Origin of the sequence: Cellvibrio sp., from assembly GCF_046347455.1 — a bacterium.
Taxonomy (GTDB): domain Bacteria; phylum Pseudomonadota; class Gammaproteobacteria; order Pseudomonadales; family Cellvibrionaceae; genus Cellvibrio.
Genome location: NZ_JAXMGC010000006.1, coordinates 128,906 through 147,744, shown reverse-complemented (window position 1 = coordinate 147,744; position 18,839 = coordinate 128,906). Strand labels below are relative to the sequence as shown.

General features: G+C 49.9%; 8 protein-coding genes. 2 read left to right on the top strand and 6 right to left on the bottom strand.

From position 1 onward, the window contains the following. Positions 1-203 precede the first annotated feature (203 nt). Positions 204-677, bottom strand: coding sequence for a MaoC/PaaZ C-terminal domain-containing protein (locus tag U1F02_RS12340; RefSeq protein WP_409990706.1), 474 nt, complete (start codon positions 675-677; stop codon positions 204-206). 90 nt (positions 678-767) lie between these two features. Then, positions 768-1,433 carry a DUF3313 family protein gene (locus U1F02_RS12335; protein WP_409990705.1) on the bottom strand — a complete coding sequence of 222 codons (666 nt, stop codon included), beginning with the start codon at positions 1,431-1,433 and terminating at the stop codon, positions 768-770. Between the two features lie 380 nt (positions 1,434-1,813). Here U1F02_RS12335 and U1F02_RS12330 point away from each other — a divergent pair, with 380 nt between their 5' ends. After that, entirely contained in the window at positions 1,814-2,425 is a 612-nt protein-coding gene (locus tag U1F02_RS12330) for an energy transducer TonB (protein ID WP_409990704.1), read from the top strand. 89 nt (positions 2,426-2,514) lie between these two features. Here the strand turns inward: U1F02_RS12330 and U1F02_RS12325 are convergent, their stop codons facing one another. The 4 genes from U1F02_RS12325 to purL all read right to left on the bottom strand — a co-directional run bounded on the left by U1F02_RS12325 (position 2,515) and on the right by purL (position 17,442). Then, a complete protein-coding gene (locus tag U1F02_RS12325) occupies positions 2,515-3,645 on the bottom strand; it encodes an OmpA family protein (RefSeq protein WP_409990703.1) in 1,131 nt (376 codons plus the stop codon). Next, positions 3,642-6,623, bottom strand: coding sequence for an InlB B-repeat-containing protein (locus tag U1F02_RS12320; protein WP_409990702.1), 2,982 nt, complete (start codon positions 6,621-6,623; stop codon positions 3,642-3,644). The genes U1F02_RS12325 and U1F02_RS12320 overlap by 4 nt, the downstream gene beginning before the upstream one ends. Next, on the bottom strand, positions 6,535-13,275 hold the full coding sequence (locus tag U1F02_RS12315; protein ID WP_409990701.1) for an InlB B-repeat-containing protein: 6,741 nt from the start codon (positions 13,273-13,275) through the stop codon (positions 6,535-6,537). Before U1F02_RS12315 ends, U1F02_RS12320 begins: the two co-directional genes overlap by 89 nt. Positions 13,276-13,569: 294 nt before the next feature. Continuing rightward, positions 13,570-17,442 (bottom strand): phosphoribosylformylglycinamidine synthase, encoded by a 3,873-nt coding sequence (purL, locus tag U1F02_RS12310; RefSeq protein WP_409990700.1) that lies wholly within the window; start codon positions 17,440-17,442, stop codon positions 13,570-13,572. Positions 17,443-17,765: 323 nt separating this feature from the next. Between purL and U1F02_RS12305 the strand changes: the two genes are divergently transcribed. Continuing rightward, positions 17,766-18,833 carry a GGDEF domain-containing protein gene (locus U1F02_RS12305; protein ID WP_409990699.1) on the top strand — a complete coding sequence of 356 codons (1,068 nt, stop codon included), beginning with the start codon at positions 17,766-17,768 and terminating at the stop codon, positions 18,831-18,833. Positions 18,834-18,839: the final 6 nt, after the last annotated feature.

The window sequence follows — 18,839 nt, the reverse complement described above, 5'->3', positions numbered from 1 at the left end:
TTTTGGAGGGAGTCGTCATCCTCGCGCAGCGGGGATCCAGCATTTAGATTTTTCCAGGTTAGAAGTTTTTAGCTCTTATTGGTTTTCCAAACTCAAGCAAAAACTGGATCCCCGCTGCGCGAGGATGACGACTCCCTACCTAATAAAGATATCCCACTTAAGAAAACTGTCACCTCATAGTCTTTGAAAGTAACCCTCGCCAATCAACCTACGGAAATCTCAGGCAACACCGGCGCTGCAATAATTTGCTTTTCACTTGGCGCAATCACTTCAGCAACACCTTTCGCAATTAATTTTCCATCTTGATTATGCGCTTCGCAATCCAAGGTAATTAATTTAACGCGCTCTTTAATTTCCGTGATGGTGAGTGTTACAGTAACTGTATCGCCAACCTTTACAGGATGTTTAAAGTTCAAACTTTGACTGCGATAAACAGAACCAGGGCCTGGCAATTGTGTGGCGATGGCGGCTGACACCAAAGCACCTGTCCACATACCGTGCGCTATAGGTTCGCCGAAAGGTGTAGTGGCGGCGTAAGCTTTATCCAAATGAACGGGATTTACATCACCTGAGCAAGCGGCAAATAAAATAATGTCTTTTTCAGTTAAGGTTTTACTGTAGGTTTTTGATAAGCCAACGGAAAGCTCAGCAATGGGAAAATTTTCAAGTTGCGACATGGTAGCGTCCTGATAGAAAAGTTGCGGCAGTATATCCAAAACAACAAAGCCGGGCTATGCCCGGCTTTGTTAGTAGAAATCCACTTTCATCTACTTTTTGGAAAGCGCTTCCAACTCGTCTTTTAAATTTCGCATCCAAAAATCAAACGCTAGCTTGATCTGAAAATTGTTTTGGACACGATTATTTTTTTCCCAAATTCTGCCAAGGTCATGTTCATCTGTTGTCACAGCAATAAGCTTGTTGGAAACCGAATCGTAAAGCTCAAACACAATAGTCATTCGACCAAAGCCTTCACTGTACACATCCATTAAGTTGGGGCGACTTTTTAAATCATCTTTCGATGCAAGCGGCGCTATCTCTGTAATTCTGGTTTTTAATAGCAAGGTGTCGGATGCTGGCACAGCTGCAAGGGAATAGTCTTTATCACCAAACAGATAGTTTGTGGCGGAAGCTGTGTATTTGGATTGGTAATACTTTTTATCTTCATCTGTCAGTTCCCAAGGTGCTTCAAACGGGCGCATGGTTGAAGGAGTGATGACTTTCGTTGAAGAAAAATCCAAATCGCTCAGAATAATTTTTTTGTATTGCGCGAACTGAGTATTGGGTAACGCAAAAGATACATCGAAATGCGGTTTCTTTACCGACACCAAGCCTGCCGATTCCGCTTGATGCAACGCAGCCTTTTCGTGCGGTTTCATATAACCACATGCAGTCATGCTCAACATCAAGATTGCTACAACAATGGGGGATTTCATAATCGCTCCTGGAGAATTAGCCATCAACTCAAATGGTACAACATACTCAAGCTATTGGATCACGGATAGGATCAAAAAGAATGTACGCAATTAGAGATAATTTGTTAAAGATTGTTCCCTCTTACGAACACAATTAACTCAGTTCATTACTAAGACTTATGCGTATATGCAAAAGCTTATTTGCGCTTAAAGATTATAAACCCACTGTAAAGAAATGTTTGCATGTTACCAAAGGTGACTATACTCAACTTACCCAGGTGAAAAAATCTGGGTGCAAACTCCGTGAAATGGTAGAAGCAACCTACCGCAGTACTGGATAGTTTGTTTCAAGAAATACCATTTCATTATGCAGGTCAAACTCTTAAAAAATGGTAGAAAATATGTCATATCATGTTCAGCAAAATACCCAGCAAAAATCCCTCGGCATTTTTATTGTTATCGCATTCCACGTGTTACTCATTTGGGGATTAGTCAGCGGGTTGGGAGTCAAGATCGCTACGATCTTAACGCCTGAGGCCATAACGCTCACCCCTCATCAACAAGAACCGGTTACCAAACAGAAAATCGATCCGCAAGAAGTTATCATTCCGACCAACAAAACCATCACCATTGATCCGGTCGAACGCAAGCCTTTGACATTTGATGACAAGGTTGTGGTTGATGGAGGCGGAATTACCGACGATGGAGGTGTTATTGAGCGAGCTGTAATGACTAAACCTCGCTTAATTCATGCAACCAAACCCGACTACCCGCTTGCAGCATCTCGCTTGGGTGAAGAAGGCACAACTGGCTTAAGCCTTTACGTAACTGCCGATGGACGCGTAGCTGAAGCAAAACTTTTTTCTACCAGTGGTTCAACCAGTTTGGATAATGCCGCCATGAAACACGCGTTGCGCAACTGGGCATTTACTCCATGCATGGAAGGCGATAAAGCCGTGGCTTGCTGGCACCAAACAAAATTGGTGTGGCGGTTGGAAGATGCCAAACGCTAAGGATAATTAAAAACAATAAGGAGGCTTTCGCCTCCTTATTGTAAAACTGATGTGCAAATCCGTCCTTGAATCATGATGCGGAAATCTGACTATTTAATTTCTGCCATCACACGACGATTTTGCGCTCGGCCTTCAGGTGTCGCATTATCACCTATAGGTTTTTCAGCACCGAAACCAACAGCAGTGATTCTTTCTCGTGCGACACCATATTTACTCACCAAAATATTTTGCACACTCTGCGCACGCTGTAGCGACAAGGTTTTGTTGAACTCACTGTTTCCTTGATTGTCGGTATGACCTTCGATAGTAACTTTAGCACTGGGGTTTTTCGTTAAAAAACGTGCAAGTTCATCTATGTCATGTGTAAAACTTTCTTTCACTGTTGCACTGGCCGTATCGAATTGTACTTCTAATTTAATAGACAATGGCGCCGCAGACTTGCGCTCGCAATTCGGCTGCGATTCGTTTTGCAAACAATCGGGAACTGCAGGCGCTGCAGGTGCAGTTGTCGCAATTTGCTGTACCTGTGCCGGTGTAGGAACATTAATAGGAACATTAATTTGACGCTGGGCAGAGATGAACTTATACCGCAGACCAACTCCGTAAACCCCAATCCGCTCGTTTTCTACGCGGTAGCTTTCATAAGTTGCTCTTAAGCCCCAGCGATCATTTAACTCATATTGATAACCTATGCCGATAAACGCACTCTTGTCATCATCCAGTCGTTTGGCAAAATCAGTTTGAGAGGTGGCGCGGTAACGAGAAGTTGCGAACATCATACCGCCGCGTAGATAGACAGAATTTTTCTCGTCAATCGGATAGGTTCCCAGAAGCGCGAACTCATAGCCACTTGCCGAGCGCGGATGAACTAGATTAGCGCTGTTTAAATAATCCTGAATATCAACCGGTGAACCGGACAAGCGTGTCCTCACCGTACCCAAGTCAACGTAGCCAAATTCAACACTCAAATATTGAGAATATTGGTAACCGCCATAAAGCGCCCAGACAGAACGATTTTGCCCATCGACTTTCGCTTGCGCCATGTAGCCCAGCGACTCCATTCGCTGATTCATTTCGTCAGCGCCAACTTGGCCTTGTGCTTGCCCAACGAGCCCACCAGCATAGAAATAATCTGCACAGGCATAGTTAGGTGCACCAATTAACAGTAGCGCTGGGATACCTAATTTCTGCACATTTTTTAGAAAAATAGTTATGTTCATTTTCTTTTTCCCTTTACAGATTTGGTTGTCGCCAAGCCCAGGCTGCCAAACGCGATGAGTACGAGTAAAAGCCAATCTATTGAGCCACCTCGCCCTTTTCCTACGGTGGTTACGTCTATTACCTCAGGCTTAACGGCAAGTACGCTGGGGTCACGTATAACTCCGTCGGCACGCGCATCGAAATCATTGGGGCCACCATCTTGAATAACGAGACGCACGCAGTCGTCACCCGCCTTAAGGCCAGCCGACCATTCAGTTGCGGATGGAGATGGGCATAACCCGTTGATTTGCCGCTTGGCCGAATACAATTTGTTGGTATCGTTTTCCACAAAATTGTGCCATCCCGCTGAAGAATATTTGCGCCACACAGCGTTTGCAGGAATGGTCAGGCCGGGTTTTAGTGGAATCACAACGGGTACGGTCTGACCGGATTGCTCTAAACCTGATACCTCGAAATCCACTTCGTATCCCAAATGTGAATATTCAGGGTCAATAGTGTTGGCCACGGGTTTTCCGTCCAGATCATGAATGTCACGCGCTTCAGTCGCCAATCCAAACTGTAGATCGCGCCAGGAAGCATAGTCTGAAGAGCGACCAAGTTTAATTTCATAAGTACTTAGCGTCTCCATGTAGACAGCTTTTAAGACATCGTGACACGCGTAAACGCGTGCCATTCCACCATCCGTACAAATAGGCAAACGGTTTGGGCTGGCCTCATATTCAAGATTGAAGAAATTTGCATAGGCTGGCGGTTCATTCGCAGCTATATGCAATAGCAACTCTACGGTTTGACTACGATTTGGAGCGGCAAGCTCTTTTACTGTCACCTTGGCGAGATAAGTACCGTTCAAGCTTTGCGGATTGAAGCTCGGTTGCCAATTAGTAGCATTGGCGATACCCAACTCCGGTGCTGACGCGCTCCAGTCGTAGCTATAAGCGGGCCCAGTTAAGGACGTAAGCAAGGTTACTGTACCGCCAGTATTCAACATCAGCTGTTTACTTTCGTTGCCTTGCTGCGCCTTTATCTCAAGACTCAAAGGAAGCTTGGCAATATCCTTAAGAATAACTTTGTGCTGCCTTATGTCCCCAAGTTGCGCGTTAACCAAGCCGCTGGTCGTTAGGGTAAATCCTATCTCGCCAACACTGGTATTCGGCACAAAATCGAGGGTCGCAAGGCGGCCTTTTACGATGTTGAAAGCACCCTGGGAGGAGAGATTTGATGCCAAAGCGCTGCCGTCAACAGTGAACGCGACTATGGCGGGATAATCGATTGGATCGTCATCTAATAGGACCATTACTTGGGTGACTTTACCGTTTGAACTTTCCTGATAGGTGCTGGTAAACCCGATAGTCGGATGGACGCTAAAGGTGAGCGAGGAAGACTGGCCATCCTCGTCGATAAATTCGAGGGTGTAGCGGCCCGAACGACTCGCTGAAAAGCGATAGCTACCATTACCCAAATCCGTCAAGCTGGCCCCTAATCGCCCCAGAAAATCAGGGATAGATTCGGTGGTTGGCAAGTTAGTTACCCCGGCCTGTGTAGTGCTGGCAGTGATACGGCGCTTGCCGCTGCCACCGGTTACCTTGAATGTGCTCGATGCTCCAGCCTTGAGGTCGTCACCGATATAAATTTTTCCGGTTTCGTCCACCACTTTAAGTATGGAATCAAAAGCAAATGCAAGTTGGCAGTCAGCAATAACGGGAGCCGTGGTGTAAATATCCCCGACTTTACCACCAACGCAGTCGCCGGTTGCACCGGCAAAGGCATAACCGGGAGCGGGCACCAATTGGAAACTCGCCGATTTGTTGTAAGCCACCGTTTGTGCACCTGACGGTGTCACAGTTCCGCCCGAGCCAGTAGTTGCCGTTACGGTTAATGTGGTGTCCTGATAAAGCGCCACTACCGTTAAAGCCCCACTAACGTGGGTGAAATCCGTGCTCCACCGCTGGAATACTTTCCCTTTCGGAGGCGTGACAAGCGGAGCAGTTGCATCAGCGCCGTAAACAACTTGCTGGGTCAAAGCGCCGCCACCACCCCAACTACCACCAGCAAGATCGAAGGTGACGGCGAAAATCGCGGGCTCAAAGGTGGCAGCCACAGAACAATCTGCGTTTATGGCGTTGGCAGTATAAGTATTGCCACTGAGCGCACCGCTACAGCTTCCTTCAACTGACGCTACTTGGTAACCAGTCGCTGGTAAAAGGGTAAAACTCACAGCTCCGCCATGTACGACATTTTGTGGTGTCGAAGGACTAATATTCCCTCCCGCTCCGGCACTTGGTACAACACTATGAATACTCGTGCCATAGAGTGCGGTCACAACCAAGGGGCCAGTCACCGAGCTGAAATCTGCGCTCCACCCTGCAAAACTCTTACCTGGAGGCGCCGTGAATACAGGCGCTGATGCCCCGCCTCCGTAGCTCACAGTTTGATTAAGTACACCGCCGCCGGTACGCGTACCACCATCCAGATCAAAGGTCACCGGGTAGGAACTTATCGAAAAATTGGCCTGAACAGAGCAATCAAAGCTGACTGGCCAAGTTGTGAAAGTATTTCCGACCAAATTGCCGCCACACGTGCCTGTTACCGAAGCAATACTATGACCGGCTGATGGGGTTAGGGTGAACGACGTAGACTGACCATAAATGATGGTTTGCGGAACCGCTGGGCTAATAATCCCCCCTGCCCCCGCCGTTGGCGTAACTTGGAAGGTAATATCGCCATAGATAGCCGTGACCGTAAGCGGACCTGTAACCGATGAGAAGTCTGTGCTCCAACCCGTAAAGGTTTTACCCACAGGCGGGGTAAATACAGGCGCAGTTGCAGCCGATTGGTAAGTCACTGATTGACTTAAGGCGCCTCCGGCCGTCCTCGTACCTCCAGCCAAGTTAAAGGTTACTGGATACTGATTTGGGGTGAAAACCGCGTAGACGCTGCAGTCGCCTGTGACGGCAGCCGTTGTAAAAAATAGCTCCATTCAGGCTTCCACCGCACCCGCTCGCTCCCGCAATGCTGTAACCCGGATCTGCGCTAAGGGTGAAGCTAACAAGATCTCCATATTGCGCGATTTGCACACTGGAAGGACTAATGCTTCCACCGCTACCTGCACCTGGACTCACGTTATAGAGCGTTGGACTGTATAAAGCAGTAACTGTTAAAGGTCCAGTAATCGTATTGAAGCTCGTACTCCATCCCGTAAATGTTTTTCCTACAGGTGGAGTCAACGTAGGTGCAGCCGCGGAACTTCCTTGAATCACGGACTGACTAATCGCCCCGCCACCGGTGCGGGTTCCTCCATCGAGATCAAAGGTAACAACGTAGCTCGTCAGCACAAAGTTGGCCTGTACCGAACAATTGCCGCTAACGGCATTGGTCGTATAGATGGACCCACTAAGGCTACCGCCACAGGTGCCTGTAACTGAGCTTATTTGATAACCGCTAGCAGGGGTAAGCGTAAAGCTAGTTGTGTTGCCGTGCACAACCGTTGTACCGGTAGCCGGGCTTATGCTGCCACCAGTGCCTGCGGATGGCGTCACCGTGTAGGTCGTATCCGCATAAAGCGCCGTTACAGTTAAAGGTCCGGTCACCGAACTGAAACTCGTGCTCCAACCCATGAAGGTTTTACCTGTTGGTGCGCTAAGCGTTGGGGCAGTTGCACCGGTTCCATGAGCTACAGTTTGATTCAACGCCCCGCCACCCGTGCGCGTACCGCCTGCCAAATCAAAGACAATGTTATAAGTGTTGAGGTTAAAACTAGCCTGCACCGTACAAGCCGCAGTAACTGCGTTTGCTGTATAGGTATTTCCGCTAAGGCTACCTCCGCAGGTTCCACCTACGGCGGCAATGTTGTACCCAGTGTCCGGAGTAACAGTAAAGCTCGTAGTCCCGCCGCTGGTCACGGTTGCACTGGCAGGAGAAATACTTCCCCCAGTGCCGGCTGACGCGGACACTAAAAACCCGGCCGTTAGCTTAAAGCCGCTTTGGACTGACAAACTGCCTTGGTCAGGCACTTGCACCAGCGAGTTGTTAGTACCAACTACTTGATCCCAACTTGAACTGAGCTGGCCGGTATTGGAGATAACTTTTACGTACCAGCCCTCGGCAGCTACTACCTTTTGATAGTAACCATTTGAGTCGGTATAAACGGCATAACAGGTTGCGCTGTAGGGGTCAGTGCAGTCTGCGCCCTGCTTGTAAATTTCAACGCGAACACCTGCCAAAGGCAAATCTGAACCGGGAACATAGGAGTTGCTATTACCCGCGTTGCGGTAGAAAACTCTGCCGTTGAGCACACCAGAGTTGCTGCCGAGTAAGGTAACATCCTCTGAAGTAACGCCAAGTGAATCGTATTGGAGCACCCCCACACCGGCGCCAGCACTCACCAGTACCTCATTTTGGTAAACACCCGCACCCGCAGAGTTTGCCACATAGGCTTGTAACACAATGGCCAAGGTGGAGTTCGCAGGTACCGTCAGTCCCGACCACTGCGGGTGTTGGTGAGCACTGTCACTGCCGGCAAATGTAGGCTCGGTCGGTGTTCCGCCAACCGTAGCGGAACCGGTGTGATAGCTGAAACCTTCAGCTAATCCATCTTCTATGGAAAGGTTACTCACTGGTGTTCCCAGCGAATTCGCCAGGGTGATTGTATAGGTGGCGGTGCCGCCAGCACCGATTAGCGGGGTACTTGTGGTTTTGGACACGGAAATACCGCCAATGTTAATGCCTGCATCGGCTGTGGCGTTGGACGCATTAGCAGAGCTTAATACCCCGTGGCTCGTCAAATTGCCCGTGGTACCTGTCGGGAAGGCAATTATGGATCGCGTTCCGCTCGCGCCAACATCAAGGCTGCCAATAGCCCAAGTAACTCCACCGCTTGCACCTATTGCCGGAGCGCTTGATGCCAAAGGCGATGACGTGTAATAACCAAGCCCGGTCGGCAAGGTGTCTACCAAAGTCACGCTGGTCGCCGATGCGTTGCCAAGATTTCGATAAGCCAGATTAAACGTAATTGCACCGACAACAATATCGCCTGAGTTCGCAGTCACGCTGGTATCCAAGGTTATGGATTGGCCCCCCATGCTGACGATTCGCCCAACCATGTTGCCAATTTTTACGTACTGATTAATCTGGAATGCATCCGTACGATCTACGTAAACCGTCGTTCCATTGGTATTAGCAAGCAGTGCCGCCGCCGGGTACATGCCCGAGCCGTTCGCCGTCTGGCTAAGATCCAAACTAGCAGCGGCGGAAGCTGCCGCAGAGGTGCTGAGATCGACTGAAGCTGCATTAGCCCCGCTGGCAGTGGCGACATTACTGAGCGTGGTATTACCACTATTCAACCCATTGACCATCACTTGATAGCTATAAGTTGCACTGGCACCGGCCGCGAGTGTCCCCACATCAAAAATCACTCGGTTGTTAACAGTATCGAAACTTCCACTACCTGAACTTGCTGTAATGGAGCCCTTAAAGCTGGTATTCGCGGGAATAGGATCGCTAATTGACACCGACGTGGCACTGGCATTTCCCGTGTTTTGTAAGCTTATGGAATAGGTGACCGTATCACCCGGTGCTAGGCCTGTGTTTGGGGTAGCCGTTATGGCTCCTGACAATCGGGGATTACCATTTAAACTAAGGGATACGCTGTTACTGGTTGCCGATAGGCCTGAATTTCCGGTTGCGGAGGCATCGTCCGAAATGACAGTGACGCCTGAACCTAAGCCACTGGATCCCACATTCATGGTGTAAGTGTAAGTTTGCGATGCACCAGCGGCGAGGGTTCCGGTAGTCCAACTCAAGGTTCCGGCAGTATTGGTGCATCCACCGGTACAAGAGGCATAGGTAAAATAACTTGCTAAAGGTAGAGCGTTAGAGACCACTACGCCGCTCGCCGTGGTATCCCCCACATTGGTAACAGTTAGGGAGTAAACCACCGCATCCCCCGGCTGAGCGCTGGTGGTGTTAGCCGAAAGCGATAATACCAAATTTGCGCCGAGACTCCCGCCGGACGCTGCAACGTTCGTCACCGCGGTAGCTGTTACAGCGCTGGTTTGGTCGCTAGTAAGTGACACGCCGTTGGTGTAAACCTCGCCCCCCAAGGTACCACTCGGTACAGTACCTCGCACATAAACAGTTCCCGACGCACCTGCTGTAACCGTACCCAAACTGAAAGTATGCGAACTCGCTCCAGAGCAGCTCGCCCAAGTACTGTTGTTGAGAGAATATTCACAGCCGGTAAAACCACTAGGCAAAGTATTTACCAATGAAGCATTAGTCGCGCTGGCACTACCGGTGTTTGCGTATTTGATGGTGTACTTGAGCGTAGGAGTGGCGCCCGCAGATATGCTGGCTTGGTCTACTGTCACTTGAGTGCTTAGATTTGCGGGCGGGGTAATGCAGTATTGCGCATTGGAATCGGCAAAAGTAGTTCCGCCTGAGATCGCGTTAGTAACGGTACCCGCATACTGGAGCTGTACTTGCACCGTCTGGCTGGAGTGATTGGAGCGAACTTCATATACCCACAATAGACGATGGTTTTTTGCCAACGTACCTGACGGGGTTACCGAGAAGGTCAGTAATCCTTTTTGGCTACCGCTAAATAGTTGGCTGTTTTGGGCCAGTTGAGTTGTGGATCCGGTACTTGAGTTGTAATCGTAAACGGTGGCGCGAATATTTAGACCTTGGCCATTAGCACGGTCTATGTACATATTAGTCGTGATATTTCCATCGAACGGCACATCACCCGTAGTCGCTGGATCCTGATACAAACGTAGAGCTTCAAGCCAAGCGGCTCCTGAAACAGGAGCGGTCAGGGTGACCGAAGAACCTGTATCTCCCGACACGGGTACCGGTGAAGTTGTTGCCAACTGTTTGGTTCCGGCAAAGCCCACATTTCCGGTAGTTGAACGAAAATAGTATGTGCTGCAGGACTGCCCTGTAACCCCAACCGCAGCGCTCGCCGACGTCACTGGAGTACCGCCAGACCAGTCAATTGTGGCCGAATTAGAGGCTGGGTTAGTGGCTGTAAAAGGATTGGCAGCAGCGACTGTCACAGTAACCGATCCGGATGCTCCGGCTGCCACAGTGCCAAGACTCCAAGTTACTGTGCCACTAGCATGAACACCACTTCCCGTTGAGCTTGAGTAGGTCATACCGCTGGGTAAGGTGTCGGTGATAACTACGCTGTTGGCGGCAGTACCGCCGTAATTGGCGTAGCTAATGGTGTAGGTGACACTTCCTCCCGGAGCGATCTGAGTTGCACTAGCCGTTTTGGTCAGAGTAAATGCCGCGGGTGAGGTCGAAGCATACCCGGTAACTGCTACTGTACTGCTGGCCGCCTTGTTGACCGTGCTAGCGTCCGGCGCAGTTGCAGTAAGTGTGGCAGATTGGGTTAAGGATGAACTTGTCCAAGTGCTGGGAACAGTCATGACCACAGTTGCGCTGCCGCTCGCACCACCTGCAAGTGTTCCAATAGTCCAACTCAGGGTACCGCTTGAATTTCCGCAGGTGGTTCCACCGGTACACCCCACATAATTAGCCCCTGTAGGCAAACTTCCGGCCAAGGTCGCACCAGTAACACTCACAGTTGAATCGTTTGAATAAGTCAAAGTGAATGTCAGCTGGGTAGTACCGTTCGCGGCAATGCTGGTCGCGCTCGGAGAAATACTTAGTGATACTCGTGCGGCATCAACTGCTACGGCCACAGGGCTACTCAAGATAGTACCAAATGAAGTCACTGCGGACGCGGTAGCGTTGTAATTTCCCGCTGTGCTCGTGGCTGTAACACCGTAAGTCAAGGTTGCGCTGGCACCCGGAGCCAGACTGATTGGTGAGCCATAGGTCCAATTCAATGTTTGACCGGAAATACTCGGGTTAGACGAACCCAAACCGCCAGTTCCTACTGTGGTAGCGTTTTGATAGCTGAAGCCCGAGGGTAGCTGGCTGGTAATTTGGGATACAGTGATAGCACTTGCATTAGCGGCCGGGTTAGCCAAGGTAGTGGTGTAAGTTAGCGAGCCTCCTGCGACCACGTTAGCTGTGCTTCCCGCAAGCGTAATAGTGGGAGCCAAGCCGCAAGCATTAATAGCAGTTCCTACAACCGCAACTTGTTGGCCAGTTACATCGGGGTTACCAAACCAGTTCTCTGCATTGGAAGGCGATTGCGTGGGTGAATGCGAAGGAAATAACGCTTGCTGCCCGCTAATCCAAGCCCCACCTATATAGACCTTGTTAGATGCATCGCCCGAGACGTAGGAAAATGTGCGGTTGTTAATTCCGCTTGGTGTCATCCCATCATCCAGCTTGGTGTTGTCGTCAAGCGCTTGGGTTCCAATAAGGTATTTACCCTTTGGCAGCGAGCTCGCATCCCAGCTGGTTGTCCACTTGTTAAGCGTGCCCGAATCCCGCGTTGCAGTAGGTGAAATTTTAGTCCAAGCACTGCCCACATCATCAGCCAGACCATTTCCGTCTTTGTCGTACCAATAGAAAAAATCTACCTGCTGCACAGACGGTACGACCACTCCATTCTGTATCGCTAGCGTGTCTTGAACTGTCGCCTTGAGCGTATAGGTTCCCGGACACGAATTGGGGGGCGCGGCTGTTACACTGGAAATAATAGGTTGGCTATAAGGCTCAGTTTGGTTGAACGACAGGTAATCGCCAAACGGAGCAGGCTTGTTGGAATCTGCAGTCCAGCCTTTATTTATTGCACAGTCTTTTTGGAATGGATTGTTTAGGCTGTTGGCGGTACAAAACAGCATGGAAATGGGGGTACTACGCGTTATTTTGGGGCCGCCGATACCGGAAGCGTCAAGCAAGGCAATAGGTATTTGATAGTCAATAAAATATTCGGTACATGAATTTTGGGTTACCGTACGTGCGCGAGTAGTTCCGTAATCCCAGACGGTCTCGGCTGAACCGTTTGACCAGACTTCATCAGGTGTACCACTGTTGTGGAAATTCATTATTTTGCCAGTTGGGCCCACAAACGCCGTCGGGTTGTGTCCAAGCAAATGAATATTAGGGTCATTGAAGTAATCGAGAGAGTGCGAACTGGTATTACCCCAGATCCCCACTAAGCGGTCTATAGCCACCGCTGGAGAACCGGAGGAACCATCCAGATGAGCCGCTAGAGATCGGTAACCACTACCGTCGGTATCAAATAGCACAGTCCATAACGCCGAAGACCACGGATTACCCGAGCCATAGTTACCTGCACTTGGCCCTGTGGCGTAATTATGTGGTGCGGATTCAACGCGCCACCGAAACATAAGTACATCATCTGCAGGTGTAGCACCCTGACGGAGATAGTAGTAAATACTAGGTAAGGCTTTGTCTGAACACGATGAACTGACGTTGACATAAGCTTGTGGCGCAGTTCCACCGTTCGACGGATCTTGAGTTCGCGGGTCCTTCATGCCTTGCTGGAATCGAGTGTAAGGCTTCCAGTCACCACAAGTAGCCCCGCAATTCACCGGATTGGTTGGCTCTGAGGGCCATGACACTGGGCTGTAATGGATTGCAGCACCGATACCGTTATCCCAAGTTGGCGGATAGGGATCTGCCACCACAAGCTCATTACAAATGAGCGCACACACCCCCAAACAAAAAGCACTTACACCAAACCTCATTATCCGTCTCCCCAGTAACTTTGAAAGCCCAGAGCGCAATGAGAAGGTGTGTTCAAAATGCGAATCTAAGCGATACCTAAAAGCCTAGCTCAGCTTTCGCGTAAGGGTGGTGATAAGGGGAAAATTTGGTATCCAGAGGCTCGTAGATTTATAACTTTTACAAATCTTGATGCGATTTAAAGACAGCTCACAAAGGTACGTATTCAACGGTAAAAGATGTGGAAGATCGGGGCCCAAAGATCGATGCTTAGAAAAAAAGGAGGCTTTCGCCTCCTTTTTTATTTACCGCAACAATTAGCCCACAAAGACGCGAGCATTTCTGAACAAACGCAGCCATGCACCGTCATCTTTCCAATCGTCCGGTTTCCATGAATTGCTCACTGCGCGGAACACGCGCTCAGGATGCGGCATCATGATAGTCACGCGGCCATCTTTACTTGCCACGCTAGTAATACCCAGCGGTGAACCGTTCGGGTTCGCAGGATAAGTTTCTGTCGCGTTCAAATGATTGTCGATAAAACGCATAGCCACAGTACCGCTTTCGTTACAGGCTTTTAGCGCTGCTTCGTTAGCAAACTCTGCGTAGCCTTCACCATGAGCAACGGCTACTGGCATATGCGAGCCAGCCATGCCTTTGAATAGAACTGAAGACGATTCTTGAACTTGAACCAAACTAAAACGCGCTTCAAATTGCTCAGATAGGTTGCGCACAAAACGCGGCCAGTGATCTGCGCCTGGAATTAAATTTTTCAGGTTAGACATCATTTGGCAACCGTTACACACCCCCAAACTGAAGGTGTCGTTGCGGTGGAAGAATTGTTCAAATTCATCACGCACTTTGTTGTTGAACAAAATGGTTTTCGACCAACCTTCACCAGCGCCAAGTACGTCGCCGTATGAGAAACCACCGCAAGCAACCAGACCTTTAAAGTCTTTGAGTGATACGCGACCAGCCAACAAATCGCTCATGTGAACGTCAACTGCTTTGAATCCGGCGCGATCAAACGCTGCGGCCATTTCAACGTGACCATTTACACCCTGCTCACGCAACACTGCAATGGATGGACGCACGCCGGTTTTAATAAAAGGCGCAGCAACATCGTCGTTTTGATCGTAAGACAGTTTTACGCTCAAACCTGGATCAGTTTTCAAAATATTTTCAAATTCAGATTTCGCGCATTCTGGGTTATCGCGCATGGCTTGAATCCGGTAGCTGGTTTCTGACCAGAGGCTTTGCAATACCGCGCGCGATTGATCGAACAAGCTGTTGCCCTTTTGCGTGATACGCAGGGTGTCTTCGTCGTTCAATGTACCTATAACTTTTGCGTGGGTTACGCCAGCCGCGAAAAAACGATCGAGCACAGCGTTGGTTTTATCTTTCGCCACTTGCAATACAGCGCCCGCTTCTTCGTTAAACAGAGCAGCAAGAACATCGTCACCTAAGCATTCAACATCTACGTCTATACCAACGTGACCGGCGAACGCCATTTCGGCGAGCGTTGCAAATAAACCACCATCACTGCGATCGTGGTACGCAAGGATTTCGTTGTTAGCGATACAAGCTTGCATCGCATTAAAGAAACCTTTGAGCTGCGCCGCAGAATCCAGATCGGCAGGAACATCACCCATTTGGTTGTAAACCTGCGCGAGGATCGAACCGCCTAAACGATTTTTTCCGTTGCCAAGGTCGACCAAAATTAAATCGGTTGCTCCTTTGTCGGTGCGCAATTGCGGAGTCAATGTTTGACGAACATCGACCACAGGAGCAAATGCAGAAATTACCAGGGATAAAGGCGCGGTAACGGCTTTCGCTTTACCGTTTTCCTGCCACGCCGTACGCATAGACATGGAGTCTTTACCGACTGGAATTGTGATTCCGAGTTCTGGGCACAACTCCATACCGACTGCTTGCACAGTACGATACATTTTCTCATCTTCACCTTTGTGGCCAGCGGCGCACATCCAGTTGGCAGAGAGTTTTACGTCCGACAATTTTTCAATGCGAGTTGCCGCGATGTTGGTAATTGCTTCTGCGATTGCCATACGACCAGACGCTGGGCCATCCAACAAAGCAAGCGGAGTGCGCTCGCCCATACTCATGGCTTCGCCTTTAATAGAGTCGTAACTTACGGCGGTAACCGCAAGGTCCGCCACAGGAACTTGCCACGGGCCAACCATTTGATCGCGCGCAACCATGCCGGTTACCGAACGATCGCCGATAGTAATGAGGAAGCTTTTGCTCGCAACCGCGGGATGTTTAAGCACACGCTCGGCTGCATCGTTGATGTTGATATCTTCGGTTGAGAACGCACTCACCGCTGCTTTGTGTTTCTCCGCAACGCGATGCATTTTTGGTGGTTTGCCGAAGAGAACTGACATGGGTAGATCGACAGGTTTTGCATCGAAGTGTTTGTCGTTCAGGGTTAAGTGCTTTTCGTCCGTCGCTTCACCGACAACGGCATAAGGCGCACGCTCACGCTTACAAATGGCTTCAAAGTGAGCCAAATCTTCTGGCTTGATGGCCAACACGTAACGTTCTTGGGATTCGTTACACCAAATTGCCAAGGGGCTCATGCCCGGCTCATCGTTTGGCACATTGCGCAATTCAAACTTGCCGCCGGTGCCGCCGTCTTTTACCAATTCAGGGAATGCGTTGGACAAACCACCCGCACCCACGTCATGGATAAACGCGATAGGGTTTTTGTCGCCTTGTTGCCAGCACGCGTCGATCACTTCCTGACAACGGCGCTCCATTTCTGGGTTTTGGCGTTGTACAGATGCGAAATCCAAATCTTCCGAGGACGAGCCGGAAGCCATAGACGAGGCCGCACCGCCGCCCAAGCCGATCAACATGGCCGGACCACCCAGCACGACTAATTTGGAGCCAGCTTTAAACGGCGGCTTTTCAATATGCTCTGCTTTGATATTGCCGTAACCGCCCGCCAACATAATGGGCTTGTGGTAACCGCGACGCTCGCCGTCAAAGTCTTCTTCAAAGGTACGGAAGTAACCGCAAATATTGGGGCGACCAAACTCGTTATTAAACGCAGCGCCGCCAAGGGGGCCGTCGATCATGATATCCAGAGCCGTCACGATGCGGCCCGGTTTGCCGTAGTCTTGTTCCCAAGGCTGTACGAAATCCGGGATTTGCAGGTTAGACACGGTGAACCCGGTCAAACCTACTTTTGGTTTAGAGCCGCGACCTACCGCGCCCTCATCGCGAATCTCACCACCTGAACCTGTGCCTGCACCCGAGAAAGGAGAAATGGCGGTTGGGTGGTTATGGGTTTCAACCTTCATCAGCATATGAATAGGTTGTTGGGTGTATTCGTAAGCTTTGGTTTCGGGGTTTGGATAGAAGCGCCCTGCTTCGTGGCCAACCACAACTGCCGCGTTATCGGAATAGGCAGAAAGCACATTATCGCCGCCCACTTCGTTGGTGTTGCGAATCATTTTGAACAGGCTGCGCTCTTGATCAACGCCATCGATAGTCCAAGATGCGTTGAAGATTTTGTGACGGCAGTGCTCGGAGTTCGCCTGGGCGAACATCATCAATTCTACATCGACCGGATTGCGGCCGAGGCCTTTAAAAGCCTCTACCAAGTAGTCGATTTCGTCGTCGGCCAGAGCCAAACCTAAAGACTTGTTAGCCGCAACCAAGGCATCGCGGCCACCGCCAAGGATATCCACGCTAGTTTGTGGCGCTGGCTCCTGGGCACTGAAAATTTGTTCCGCAGCATCGAAGCTATTGAACACAGTTTCTACCATGCGGTCGTGAAGAATTGCAGTGATGGCTGCCCGCTCAGCAGCAGAAATAGCACCTTGAACGTAATAAGCAACGCCGCGCTCAACGCGTTTTACTGAATCAAGACCTGTATTTTTCGCAATATCAGTCGCTTTGGATGCCCAGGGAGAAATGGTGCCCAAACGCGGAACCACCAAGAAAAGCTCACCCTCGTGATTCACTTCGCCTTCGACCTTGGGGCCGTAGGTTAGCAATTGTTTCAACACTTGCGCCTGCGCGTCGGTCAAAGGTGCAGATACATTGGCAAAATGCACAAACTCAGAGGAAATCCCGGTTACCGCAGGAGCCTGTTGTTGCACAGTATTCAGCAGTTTTTGGGTACGGAAACTAGAAAGAGCGGGGGCGCCACGCAGAATCAGCATAGTGATTTGAGCCTCAAGCGTCTGTGGATTTAGGGGGAGCGAATTAAAGAGGCGCGCATTGTACTGGATTTATGGGCCGGCAGGAATTCAAATTGACCTGCGAAGGCGTAAAGATCGCCCTTAAGGGGTTCTAGGCCGATAGGAAAACTCGCCTCCGGAAACTCAAAATGCCAAGTGGTCGTCATTGGTAAGGTACCAACGGGCCAAACCGGAATAACGGCTTGTTATTACCCTAACCCTATATGATACTTGGCGTCGAATTATGCATTTTCAGCACGCAACTGCTACACACATGCGTCTCAATCAGCTGTACTGGAACATTGATGTATAACCAATCCAAAGATGAACGCACCTTTTACCGTGGTGTGCTCGCCATGCTTGTGCTCACGGGATTTACTGCTACTGCAGGCGCCGTTCTGCATTATGTAGAACCCAACCCCGAGCTGATGGATCTGATCATCCCGCCACTAGTCGCCATAGCTAATCTTCTTATGGTGTTTTGGCTCTTGCAGCGCCCACAGCATGTGTTGAATGTTGTCTACTCTGCCTTCAGTGTTGCCATTTTTGCACTCTCATTACCCGCCTGGTATTTCACTTGGCAAGCAACTCACTCTGCCAATGTATTGCTGACCCATGTTTTCCCCCCTATTTCATCCTTCTTCGTCATCCTCATTGTCGTGCTCATGGTGCTGCTACCGCCGCGTCGCGCTTTCGCATTCATTCTTATTGTATGGAGCTTAAACGCCATTCCTATTTTGGGTTATTTGCTCACACACAAAGAGGAATTGTGGACTCCACGCGGCCGCGAAATGTTTATGAGCTACGGCTTAGCGATTTTCCTTTTATTGATTTTGCTACCCTTTCAACGCAGAGCCCGCATGCAGTTGCAGCGGCTACAACACGCGAACTTCCAAATGCACAATTTGGCTGAGCGCGATGCCCTAACCCAGCAATACAACCGTTGGGGCGGTCAGCGATTGCTGGATGAATTTATGCGCAGCCGCACCGTCGGTAGCGTGATTATGCTGGATATCGACCACTTCAAACCCATTAACGATACTCACGGTCATGTTGTGGGCGACAAAGTATTGCAGCAATTCTCTGAACGATTGAGCAGCGCACTACGCAGCGACGGGCATTTAATTCGCTGGGGTGGCGAGGAATTTCTGGTATTAATTCTTGGGATTACCGAGCAAGATGCGGTGAAAGTTGCCGAACGACTGCGCGCAGCAATTAGTAACGACGACTTTCCAGTGGTAGGCAAACTCACCGTATCCGGTGGCGTTACATCGCGCAGGGAAAACGATTCGCTAGAGAGTTTAATTACACGAGCAGACAAGTGCCTCTACGAAGCAAAGCTAAACGGTCGCAACCAGATCGCATCTGAGTAATTGGAG

Excerpts from the sequence above, each read along its gene's own strand:
- U1F02_RS12315 (WP_409990701.1), bottom strand. The coding sequence starts at position 13,275 with ATGAGGTTTGGTGTAAGTGCTTTTTGTTTGGGGGTGTGTGCGCTCATT.
- U1F02_RS12320 (WP_409990702.1), bottom strand. The coding sequence starts at position 6,623 with ATGGAGCTATTTTTTACAACGGCTGCCGTCACAGGCGACTGCAGCGTC.
- U1F02_RS12305 (WP_409990699.1), top strand. The coding sequence starts at position 17,766 with ATGTATAACCAATCCAAAGATGAACGCACCTTTTACCGTGGTGTGCTC.
- U1F02_RS12325 (WP_409990703.1), bottom strand. The coding sequence starts at position 3,645 with ATGAACATAACTATTTTTCTAAAAAATGTGCAGAAATTAGGTATCCCA.
- purL (WP_409990700.1), bottom strand. The coding sequence starts at position 17,442 with ATGCTGATTCTGCGTGGCGCCCCCGCTCTTTCTAGTTTCCGTACCCAA.
- U1F02_RS12340 (WP_409990706.1), bottom strand. The coding sequence starts at position 677 with ATGTCGCAACTTGAAAATTTTCCCATTGCTGAGCTTTCCGTTGGCTTA.
- U1F02_RS12335 (WP_409990705.1), bottom strand. The coding sequence starts at position 1,433 with ATGAAATCCCCCATTGTTGTAGCAATCTTGATGTTGAGCATGACTGCA.
- U1F02_RS12330 (WP_409990704.1), top strand. The coding sequence starts at position 1,814 with ATGTCATATCATGTTCAGCAAAATACCCAGCAAAAATCCCTCGGCATT.